At 49.0% G+C, this 10464-nt stretch carries 9 protein-coding genes and 2 tRNA genes; 10 read left to right on the top strand and 1 reads right to left on the bottom strand.

What is annotated here, in order from left to right; all coding sequences use genetic code 11:
- Positions 1 to 59 precede the first annotated feature (59 nt).
- The 10 genes from B5P39_RS12255 to nth all read left to right on the top strand — a co-directional run bounded on the left by B5P39_RS12255 (position 60) and on the right by nth (position 9465).
- A tRNA-Asn gene (locus tag B5P39_RS12255) sits at positions 60 to 135 on the top strand.
- 46 nt (positions 136 to 181) lie between these two features.
- Positions 182 to 257, top strand: a tRNA-Asn gene (locus tag B5P39_RS12250).
- A gap of 208 nt (positions 258 to 465) precedes the next feature.
- A complete protein-coding gene (locus B5P39_RS12245) occupies positions 466 to 2370 on the top strand; it encodes an EAL domain-containing protein (RefSeq protein WP_088211691.1) in 1905 nt (634 codons plus the stop codon).
- Positions 2371 to 2495: 125 nt separating this feature from the next.
- On the top strand, positions 2496 to 3074 hold the full coding sequence (gene rsxA / locus B5P39_RS12240; RefSeq protein ID WP_011717121.1) for an electron transport complex subunit RsxA: 579 nt from the start codon (positions 2496 to 2498) through the stop codon (positions 3072 to 3074).
- Positions 3075 to 3656, top strand: coding sequence for an electron transport complex subunit RsxB (gene rsxB / locus B5P39_RS12235; RefSeq protein ID WP_088211690.1), 582 nt, complete (start codon positions 3075 to 3077; stop codon positions 3654 to 3656). It begins immediately after the preceding gene.
- Positions 3657 to 3659: 3 nt separating this feature from the next.
- Positions 3660 to 6242 (top strand): electron transport complex subunit RsxC, encoded by a 2583-nt coding sequence (gene rsxC, locus B5P39_RS12230; protein ID WP_088211689.1) that lies wholly within the window; start codon positions 3660 to 3662, stop codon positions 6240 to 6242.
- 80 nt (positions 6243 to 6322) lie between these two features.
- Positions 6323 to 7372, top strand: a complete 1050-nt coding sequence (rsxD, locus tag B5P39_RS12225) for an electron transport complex subunit RsxD (RefSeq protein WP_088211688.1) — start codon at positions 6323 to 6325, stop codon at positions 7370 to 7372.
- Between the two features lie 55 nt (positions 7373 to 7427).
- Complete coding sequence (gene rsxG, locus B5P39_RS12220) at positions 7428 to 8066, top strand: electron transport complex subunit RsxG (protein WP_088211687.1); 639 nt, start codon at positions 7428 to 7430, stop codon at positions 8064 to 8066.
- Positions 8059 to 8757, top strand: a complete 699-nt coding sequence (locus tag B5P39_RS12215; RefSeq protein WP_088211686.1) for an electron transport complex subunit E — start codon at positions 8059 to 8061, stop codon at positions 8755 to 8757. Before rsxG ends, B5P39_RS12215 begins: the two co-directional genes overlap by 8 nt.
- Positions 8758 to 8823: 66 nt before the next feature.
- Positions 8824 to 9465: an endonuclease III gene (nth, locus tag B5P39_RS12210; protein ID WP_011626118.1), complete on the top strand. Its 642-nt coding sequence runs from the start codon at positions 8824 to 8826 to the stop codon at positions 9463 to 9465.
- A gap of 86 nt (positions 9466 to 9551) precedes the next feature.
- On the opposite strand, the gene B5P39_RS12205 is transcribed toward nth, so the two are convergent.
- Entirely contained in the window at positions 9552 to 10406 is an 855-nt protein-coding gene (locus B5P39_RS12205; protein ID WP_217895743.1) for a LysR family transcriptional regulator, read from the bottom strand.
- Between the last annotated feature and the right edge of the window lie 58 nt (positions 10407 to 10464).

Below are 10464 nucleotides of genomic sequence, written 5' to 3'. Positions count from 1 at the left end.
GTCAGGGGAGCCACTAACGCAAGACAAGTTAAAGTCGATAGTAATATCGCATCATCTACTCCCCTGTAGTTCAGTCGGTAGAACGGCGGACTGTTAATCCGTATGTCACTGGTTCAAGTCCAGTCAGGGGAGCCACTTTCAAGATGATATCTCAAGTCGATAGCAATATCGCACCTTCTACTCCCCTGTAGTTCAGTCGGTAGAACGGCGGACTGTTAATCCGTATGTCACTGGTTCAAGTCCAGTCAGGGGAGCCACTTTCTTGCGAGTCCATCCAATCTTCTAAGCTCCAATAACTCGTCATCTAGGCGTGTGTTTTCATTTCTGTTTTACGCCAAATACGGTTACACTGTAAGCAGTTTGTTAACCAAAATTCCGAGTATCATCACGCAGATAGGGATATTGACTGAGCACTCTCTTAATATTCTGTCCGCAAATACTTCACCACATTGAGAGCGGATTTTTATGGCGATGTCTAAATCATATCCCATCTTTTTATTGCTGATTTTTTTAGGGCTGTTTGGTTGGATTTATCACAACGAAAATAATCAGCTCCAAGTGCAGCAACAGCAAGAGCTCAATAACTTTAAACAGTACATGGGTAACTTTACCCAATGGCAGGGCAATGGCGCCGAGCTTTACCAAAGTATTGCCAGCCATTATCCGCTGCAATTTTTCCAATATGTCGATGATACCGACGGACAACTCAATTTTACTCAGGGCGATCTCAACTCCCAGAGCCCTCACCCGCTAGCCGGATTGTTTGCCTTAGATTTATCCCATACGCAAAAACTGGCTGCGGGGCGTTTACAGGTTAAGTTGAGTGCCGATCAAGCGATTGAAAATGCCATCACCAGTACCCAGCAATTGGGGATGGTATTGGTGCTGACCTATATCCTGTTGATGGTTGTTTTTATTTTGCTTATCAACAAATTAAAATCAGCTATCCGTTATGCGGCAGAGTATATCTCCCATATTCCTGACATGAATTTTTCCGCCATTGAATCTTCGAAGCTGAACGGTGAAATGACGCCAGTGAAATTAGCCTTAGAAGACTGCCGAACTCAGCTCAAATCTAAACTGGATTTACTGACCCAAGAAAATCAAAAATTACATAAAGCCGCCTATCAAGATCCTGTGACTGGTTTTGGCAGTCGCCCACCTTTTACCACTAAATTAGAAAGCATCAGTAACCGCAGCATCCCACAACTCGGGCTGTTAGCCATGGTCAAAGCGACTGAACTTTCCCATGTGAACCAATTACAAGGCCGCTCCGCCGGTGATGATTATCTTGCGAGTGTTGCCAATTGTATTCGTAAGGCTTGTTCAAAATATCCCGATTCTGAGTGTTACCGTGTCTCCAGTGCCGATTTTGCGATTTTTTTACCTGACTTAGTGTTAAAAGACGGTCCTAAGTTTTTAGAACAACTTAAAGTGTTCCTCGATGAATACCAACAAATGACCAGAGCCGAATCGGTGGCGCACATTGGTTTAGTGCCTTATCAACAGGGGACCGATCCCGTTAATTTGCTCTCATTGGCGGACACCGCCGTCAGCATAGCGCAAACCCTTGGCCCCAATAGTTTCCATATTCAAGAGAAACTCAACGGTGACGAGCAGTTTGGGGATGACCGTTGGAAAGTGGCAATCAACGACTTAATCACCCGCCAAGCGTTGAAATTTTTTCAACAGCCGATTCAGCCTTGCCGCAATGATGTCGAGGTCTATCGCGAACTACTCGCACGTTTTTACAACAACGAAGGCAAGTTTTTACCTACCACCACCGTCATCGCCATGGCCGAGCGCCACGGCATGAGCACCGAATTAGATAAATTAGTGGTGATCAGCACATTAAGAATGCTTAAAGAAAATCCAACCATTAGCGGCAACTTTGGCGTCAATATCAGCGCCTTTTCGGCCCATCAAGAACTGTTTGTCGGCTGGTTAAGGGATGTATTGAGCAAGCATAAATACATCGCTTCTCGCCTAGTGTTTGAGATCAACGAATCCGGCATGCAGGCTAATTTAGGGGCAAGCTATAAGTTTGTTCGAGAAGTCCATAGTGTCGGTTCACGGGTCTCAATTGAGCGCTTTGGAATGAGCTTTACCTCCTTCAAATTCTTCAGTGAAGTGCGCCCAGACTACATTAAGCTCGATGGCAGCTACACCTCATCAATCGATGAAGACAGCAATAATAAGTTCTTCGTGCGGATGATGGTGGATGTGGCACGACGCATCGGCATTCGAGTTATCGCCACCAGTGTCGAGCGCCAAGAGGAAAAACTGACCCTCGAAAAACTCCTCGTCGATGGTTTGCAGGGCTATTATATTGCCCAGCCACAGGCCATTACCTTAACTGACCAAATTTAAGCCAGCGCAGGGTTAATGGAGCGCGCAAATTTACAGTAAAGATAGTTAACCCTGCATTCTATATGTTGTTTATGCAAACGGAAAAGTCGATAATACGGCCAAGATCCGTTTAGACAAGTATTGAGATGAGTGAATATCTCCTGTTGTTGATCAGCACCGTACTGGTCAACAATTTCGTATTAGTGAAATTCTTAGGTTTATGTCCTTTTATGGGGGTCTCCAGTAAATTGGAGTCCGCTATTGGCATGTCCATGGCGACCACCTTCGTGTTGACCTTGGCATCCATTCTCAGTTACCTCGTCAACCAATATCTATTATTGCCTTTTGACCTCAGCTACTTGCGTACCATGAGCTTTATTCTGGTCATTGCTGTGGTGGTGCAATTTACTGAGATGGTGGTGCAAAAAACCAGTGCCTCCCTACACCGAGCGCTCGGGATCTATCTGCCATTGATCACCACTAACTGTGCCGTACTGGGTGTGGCCCTGTTAAACGTGAACGAGAAACACGATTTTATTCAGTCAGCTATCTATGGCTTTGGGGCTGCGGTAGGTTTTTCCTTAGTGTTAATTCTGTTTTCCGCGATGCGCGAACGTTTAGCGGCCGCCGATGTGCCCATGCCGTTTAAGGGCGGCGCGATTGCCATGATCACCGCAGGCTTAATGTCTTTAGCCTTTATGGGATTCACAGGATTGGTTAAATAGATGTCCACCATGTTTATTGCCGTTATCTTACTGACCCTATTGGCATTGTTCTTTGGGGTATTACTCGGATTTGCTGCCTTAAAATTTAAGGTTGAAGGCAATCCCATTGTCGATGAACTCGAAGCGATTCTGCCACAAACCCAATGCGGTCAATGTGGTTATCCCGGTTGCCGCCCCTACGCAGAAGCCATTGCCAATGGCGATAAAGTCAACAAGTGTCCTCCCGGCGGCACTGCGACCATGGAAAAGCTCGCCAACTTAATGGGGGTCGAGCCAGAGCCGCTCAATGCCGAGGCTCAGTCCCAAGTCAAAAAAGTCGCCTACATTCGCGAAGATGAGTGTATCGGCTGCACTAAGTGTATTCAGGCCTGTCCTGTCGATGCCATTATTGGCGCGGGCAAACTCATGCATACCGTGCTCACGGCTGACTGCACTGGATGCGATCTCTGTGTCGAGCCCTGCCCCGTTGACTGTATCGATATGATCCCTGTGAGCCAAAATCTGAAAAACTGGAACTGGCGCTTAAATGCCATTCCCGTGACTCTTATTCAAGAGACCCCGCACGAAGAAAAGAGAGGATAAGCGGTGCTGACTTTATTAGATCAATTAGATAAAGGAACCCTTTGGCGCTCACCCGGTGGCATTCATCCACCTGAAGTCAAATTCCTCTCCAACACCACGCCAATTAGCCAACTGCCATTAGCGCAGGAATACTTAATACCTGTGCCACAGGTCGGTGAGAACTGCACTCTTGCGGTCAAAGTGGGTGACAAAGTATTAAAAGGCGCGCCATTAACTCAAGGCACCTCGATTTGGCATTTACCCGTGCATGCGCCAACCTCTGGCACTGTGGTTGCCATTGAGCCAAGAGCCAGTAACCACGCCTCGGCCTTGCCGGTCAATACCTGCGTGATTGCCGCCGATGGTGAAGACCGCTGGTGCGAGTTAACGCCAGGCTCAATTGAGCTCAGCAATCATGAGATGATTGCCAAAATCCATGGTGCAGGCATTGCCGGTATGGGGGGCGCCGCCTTCCCAAGCCATATCAAGCTTAATCCCGTCAGTGAAATCGAATTAGTGATTATCAACGGCGTGGAGTGTGAACCTTATATCAGCGCCGACGATCGCTTAATGCGCGAATACAGCCAAGACATTCTGGCGGGTATTGGGATTATCCATCGCCTCCTAGCGCCCAAGCGCATTGTGATAGCGATTGAAGACAACAAGCCCGAAGCGATTAAAGCTATGCAACAGGCGGTGATTCAATCCACGCTCCCAGCGGGCAGCACCCGGGTAACAGCTATCCCAACTAAGTATCCTTCTGGCGGTGAAAAGCAGCTTATTCAGATCATCACGGGGCGTGAAGTGCCCTCAGGTTCCATCCCCGCTAAGCTTGGCATTGTCGTGCATAACGTGGGAACCGCGTTTGCGATTCACCAAGCCGTGACCCAAGGTAAACCACTGATTGAACGTGTGGTGACAGTTACTGGCCAAAATGTGGGTAAGCCCGGCAACTATTGGTTACCCATAGGTACGCCCGTTGAGCATGTGCTCAAACACACTGAATTTAACGCCGAAGCCGAACAAAAAGTGATTATTGGCGGCCCTATGATGGGCCATGCGTTACCAACCATCCAAGTGCCGATTTTAAAAGGCACAAACTGTATTTTGGTGCCCAGCAGTCAAGAGATTGGAACAACACCAGAGGAAAAGGCCTGTATTCGCTGCGGCGAATGTGCCAATGCCTGCCCTGCACTCCTGCTACCACAACAACTGTTTTGGCATGCAAAAGCGGAAGAGTATGACAAGGCGGCCAGCTACAACCTTAAAGACTGTATCGAATGCGGTTGCTGTAGTTATGTGTGCCCCAGTGATATTCCACTGGTGGAATATTACCGCATCGCTAAATCGGCGCTAAAACAAGCCGCCGATGAAAAACATCAAGCCGAGCGCGCCAAACAGCGCTTCGAGGCACGTATTCAACGCCTCGAGGAAGAAAAACTCGCCCGCGAAGCCAAGGCTAAAGAAGCCGCTGCGCGTCGCCAAGCGACAATGACCTCAACGGATAAGAATGCCGTCGCCGAAGCCATGGCGCGGATTGCGGCCAAAAAAGCGGCTGCGGCAGAAACCTCAGCGGATAACGCTCCGGTTGAGATCGTTGCGGCTGATGCAAGCAGCACTGAGGCGCCTAAGGGTAAGGCGGCCGTTGCCGCAGCGATTGCTCGAGCCAAGGCCAAGAAAGCCGCCGCTGCGGCTCAAGGGGCCGATGATGCAGAATCGTCTCAACAAGCCGTCTCTTCTGAGCAAACAGCTTCTTCTAAACCAAGCGAGCCAACTGAACAAACCGAGTCTTTATCGCAAAAAGATAAAGTCGCCGCAGCCATCGCTCGCGCCAAAGCGAAAAAAGCCGCATTAAAAGCCGACTCAGATGCCAATGGCGACACTGACATCGCGACAGACAACACAGATAAGCCAGCAACTGAAACGACGGCTAACGCGGAAGTGGATGACAAAAAAGCCAAGGTTGCTGCTGCCGTTGCCCGTGCTAAAGCCAAAAAAGCCGCCGCGCAGCAGGCTGAATCGAGCGAGGTTACCGAGGTTCAGTCCAAGCTAGCCGCAGACGCTAAGCCAGAATCAGAGTCAAGCTCTATTCCAAGCGCGCCACTCAGTCCCGAAGATGAGAAAAAGGCCAAAGTAGCTGCTGCGGTTGCTCGTGCGAAAGCCAAAAAAGCCGCCGCGCAGCAGGCTGAGTCGACAGAGGTTAAAGAGGTTCTGCCCGAGCATGCAGCAGACGCTAAGTCAGATTCAGGCACTGAATCTGACACAGTGCCAAGCGCAGCTCTCAGTCCCGAAGATGAGAAAAAGGCCAAAGTCGCTGCAGCCGTTGCCCATGCTAAAGCCAAAAAAGCCGCCGCGCAGCAAGTTGAATCGAGTGAGGTTACCGAAGTTCAGCCTGAGTTAACAGCAGGCGCTAAGCCTGAATTGACCAATGAGTCAGACTCTGAATCAGGCTCTCAATTAGGCGATGAATCAAGCTCAGTCGCTAAACCAAGCGCACCACTCAGTCCCGAAGCTGAGAAAAAGGCCAAGGTCGCTGCAGCCGTTGCTCGTGCGAAAGCCAAAAAAGCGGCCAGAGAAGCGAATGCGATCAGCGATGCAAATGAATAGCACTGCAGGTTTAAAAGCTCTGTGCATTAAAATTATTAGCTTAAAAATCAGTGACTCAAGATTAGATAAAAGGGATCACAATGGCGTTTAAAATAGCCTCATCACCCCATGTTACCCGTAATTTGCATACTTCAACGGTTATGCAAAGGGTCATTTTATGCTTGTTACCCGGCCTTGTGGTGCAATGCGCCTTTTTCGGCTGGGGCACGCTTATTCAAGTGTTACTGGCGATTATCGTTGCCCTGAGCTGTGAAGCCGCGGTGATGAAACTGCGTAATCGCAGCATCAAAGCGAGTTTAAGCGATAACAGCGCCATGTTAACGGCGATCTTAATCGGGGTTGCGATCCCGCCGCTGGCGCCTTGGTGGATGATTGTCATGGGCACTGCCTTTGCGATTGTTATCGTTAAGCACCTCTACGGAGGCTTAGGCCATAACCTGTTCAACCCCGCGATGGCCGCCTATGTGTTGCTGCTGGTTTCTTTCCCGGTGCAGATGACCAGTTGGATTGCACCAAGTACGGTTGCGCTTAATACCCCAAGTGTGATTGATAGCTTGCAATTGATCTTCAATGTCGGCGCCCATGGTGGCATGGAGCAATTCCGTCTCGGCATCGATGGGATCAGTATGGCGACACCGCTCGATACCCTCAAAACCGATCTGTCCTTAGGGCTGACTACTACTGAGAGTATGGCCAAAAGCATATTCGATGGCGGCACTGGCGTAGGTTGGTTTTGGGTCAATTTAGCTTATCTTGCTGGCGGTTTAGTGCTGCTTAAATTAAAAGCCATCCGTTGGCACATCAGCACAGGCGTGTTGGTGGGATTATTTGTAGCATCGAGCATCGGCTATTTATTATCCCCCGATACTCAGGCAAGCCCGCTGTTCCATTTATTCTCGGGCGCGACCATGCTCGCCGCCTTCTTTATCGCCACCGATCCCGTCACCGCGGCGACCAGTCCACGCGGCCGTTTAATTTTCGGCGCATTAATTGGTGTCTTGGTCTATGTCATTCGTACCCAAGGTGGCTACCCCGATGCATTCGCCTTTGCCGTGCTGCTCGCAAACCTGTGCGCACCATTTATTGACTACTATGTGCGTCCGCGCACCTATGGCCACTCTGCGGGCTAGGCCTGTGACATAAAAGAATCAAGCGAGCTTGAACAAAGATTCTTGAGGAATAAAAGTGAATAATCCAATGATTAAAAATGGTTTGCTGCTTGCCCTGTTTGCCCTGCTCTGCACGGGCTTAGTAGCAGTGGTCAATCAACAGACCTTAGATAAAATTAAGCAGCAAGAGCAGCAGGAATTGATGCGCGTGTTGCATCAGTTGATCCCCGATGAGATCCATGACAATGAGCTGACCGAGCAATGTACCCTGTTGCAGGATAAAGAGGCGCTCGGCACCGACGATGCCATGCCAGCCTATATCGCCACTGCTGCAGGTAAGCCCGTTGCTATCGCCCTCGAAGCCATTGCCCCCGATGGTTACAACGGTAATATTAAGCTGATTGTGGGTATCAATACCCAAGGTGAAGTGTTAGGTGTACGCACACTTGCCCACCAAGAAACCCCGGGCCTTGGGGATAAAATCGATTTACGTAAATCCGATTGGGTCACCAAGTTTGTCGGAAAAGTGCTGACATCCGAAGATGATAAGCAATGGCAAGTGCAAAAAGACGGGGGTGACTTTGACCAATTCACTGGCGCGACAATCACACCACGCGCCTATGTGAAAGCGGTTAAACGCGCCGTATGGTACTTTACTCAGCATCAAGCAGAGATTTTCAGCCAACCACTGAATTGTGAGGCCAACCATGACTAATTATCGCGAAATTGCCTGGCAAGGACTGTGGAAAAACAACCCAGGTCTAGTGCAATTGTTGGGACTGTGCCCACTGTTAGCCGTCACGGCCACCCTCACCAATGCCCTCGGGCTTGGGGTCGCCACTATGTTGGTACTGATTGGTTCAAACATTTTAGTCTCGTTGGTACGTGACTATGTGCCCAAGGAAATCCGTATCCCCGTGTTTGTGATGATCATTGCGGCGCTGGTGACGGCAGTACAGCTGCTTATCAACGCCTACGCCTATGGCCTGTATTTGTCCTTAGGGATCTTCTTACCGCTGATTGTGACTAACTGCATTATCATTGGCCGCGCCGAAGCGTTTGCCTCCCGTAATAATGCCTTTAGCGCCGCCTTCGATGGACTGATGATGGGGCTTGGCTTTACCTTAGTCTTAGCGGTACTTGGCGCAACGCGGGAAATTCTCGGCCAAGGCACCCTATTTGATGGCGCCGACCAACTGCTCGGCCCATGGGCAAAAACCTTAACGATACAAGTATGGCAAGTCGATACGCCCTTCTTGCTGGCGATGTTACCGCCCGGCGCCTTTATTCTGATGGGCCTACTTATCGCCCTGAAAAACGTTATCGATAAAAAGCTTAAAGAGCGTCAACCCGAAGCGGCAGTGCAGCCAAGCGTAACACGGGCACGGATCACCAAAGTGAGTTAAGCCCTTATTGAGATAACAGCTTAAGTAGTGGGTTTAGCGTTAAACCCACTACTTACAAGGACCACTATGAATCAAGAAAAACGCATCCAAATCCTCACCCGCCTTCGCGAAAACAATCCCAAACCCGAAACCGAGCTGAATTTCTCTAGTCCCTTTGAATTACTGGTGGCAGTGACTTTATCGGCGCAGGCGACCGATGTGAGCGTGAATAAGGCAACCGATAAACTATTTCCAGTCGCCAATACCGCCCACAGTATTTATGCCTTAGGCGTGGATGGATTAAAGGAATATATCAAGACGATTGGCCTGTATAACAACAAGGCCATCAATGTGATTAAAGCCTGTGAGATCTTGATTGAAAAATACAACGGCGAAGTCCCAGAGGACAGAGAAGCGCTAGAGTCGCTTCCTGGTGTTGGTCGTAAAACCGCTAACGTGGTGCTCAATACCGCCTTTGGCTGGCCGACCATCGCCGTCGACACCCATATCTTTCGCATGGCAAACCGCACTAAATTCGCCCCCGGTAAAAATGTGGTCGAAGTCGAGGAGCGCATGTTAAAGGTTGTTCCCGCCGAATTTAAAGTCGATGTGCACCACTGGTTTATTCTGCATGGACGCTATACCTGTCTGGCCCGCAAACCCCGCTGTGGCAGCTGCATTATTGAGGACCTTTGCGAATTTAAAGAAAAGGTCTACCCCGAAGAATAAAAAGCCACAAGGCTGTTGTTCATGAGCGGATAGCGGACATCATATGGTCCGCTTCTTAATGCTGTAAATTACTCTAGTAAATTTAATTACTTACCAAGTTTTTGCTGTAAGAAATCGATGAAAACCCGAACTTTTGCGGGCAATAGTCTGGTTTCAGTCAATGCGTAAACAGGTAAACTCGCACCGGTCCATCCTGGTAATAATCCGACTAATTTCCCTTGGGCTAATTCTTCTATTACCGAGGTTTGCGGCAATAGAATAATGCCGTGATTTAACGTTGCTAAGCGTTTCATCATGCCCACGTTGTTGGCCCGATAGCGACCGCCAAATTCAGCCCGAATGTCTTGTTTGCCATTTCTCAAATCCCAGTGACTTGTCTTTGGAAATGCTATGCCGTCATGCCCGATGAGTTCCGATGGATGTTTTGGCTGACCGCATCGTTTAAGGTAAGCAGGTGACGCAAACAATTGGCTGGTAAAACTGGTAATTTTTCTGGCAATTAGTGTTGAATCCGGTGGTTGCCCCATACGGATGGCTAAGTCTATATGCTCTGAAATCAGGTCTGCATTACGCGGCGTCATATCAAATTCGACGTTAATGCCCGGGTAAATAGCACCGAATTCTTCAAGCAAGGGCGCGATGTAGATGATGGCAAAGTCGACAGGAACGGACGCTCTGATTGTCCCTGTGGGGTGTTCAAGCATTTCACCAAGTTGTTCGTGGGCTAAATTGGCTTCATCGACAATACGTTTACAGCGCTGGAAGTAAAGTAATCCGGCTTCTGTCAGATCCACTTTTCTGGTGGTGCGATGCAATAAGCGCAATCCAACTTCTTTTTCTAAATGACTTATTCTGCGGGAAAGCGTTGAGCTCGGCATGTCTAAAGCATCCGCCGCCTTGCGAAAACTCATCACTTTGCACACTTCCACGAATAACGCCATGTCTCTCAATATGTCCAACTAGATTGCTCCATTAATGCATCAATCAATTCCATTTTAA

The sequence above is a fragment of the Shewanella sp. Shew256 genome (genome assembly GCF_002196695.1).
Lineage (GTDB): Bacteria > Pseudomonadota > Gammaproteobacteria > Enterobacterales > Shewanellaceae > Shewanella > Shewanella mangrovisoli.
The sequence above is the reverse complement of the archived record's forward strand: the minus strand, read 5'-3'. Positions and strand labels throughout refer to the sequence as shown.

Coding starts and splice junctions, on each gene's coding strand:
- B5P39_RS12245 (WP_088211691.1), top strand. CDS start 466: ATGGCGATGTCTAAATCATATCCCATCTTTTTATTGCTGATTTTTTTA.
- rsxA (WP_011717121.1), top strand. CDS start 2,496: ATGAGTGAATATCTCCTGTTGTTGATCAGCACCGTACTGGTCAACAAT.
- rsxB (WP_088211690.1), top strand. CDS start 3,075: ATGTCCACCATGTTTATTGCCGTTATCTTACTGACCCTATTGGCATTG.
- rsxD (WP_088211688.1), top strand. CDS start 6,323: ATGGCGTTTAAAATAGCCTCATCACCCCATGTTACCCGTAATTTGCAT.
- B5P39_RS12215 (WP_088211686.1), top strand. CDS start 8,059: ATGACTAATTATCGCGAAATTGCCTGGCAAGGACTGTGGAAAAACAAC.
- nth (WP_011626118.1), top strand. CDS start 8,824: ATGAATCAAGAAAAACGCATCCAAATCCTCACCCGCCTTCGCGAAAAC.
- B5P39_RS12205 (WP_217895743.1), bottom strand. CDS start 10,406: ATGGCGTTATTCGTGGAAGTGTGCAAAGTGATGAGTTTTCGCAAGGCG.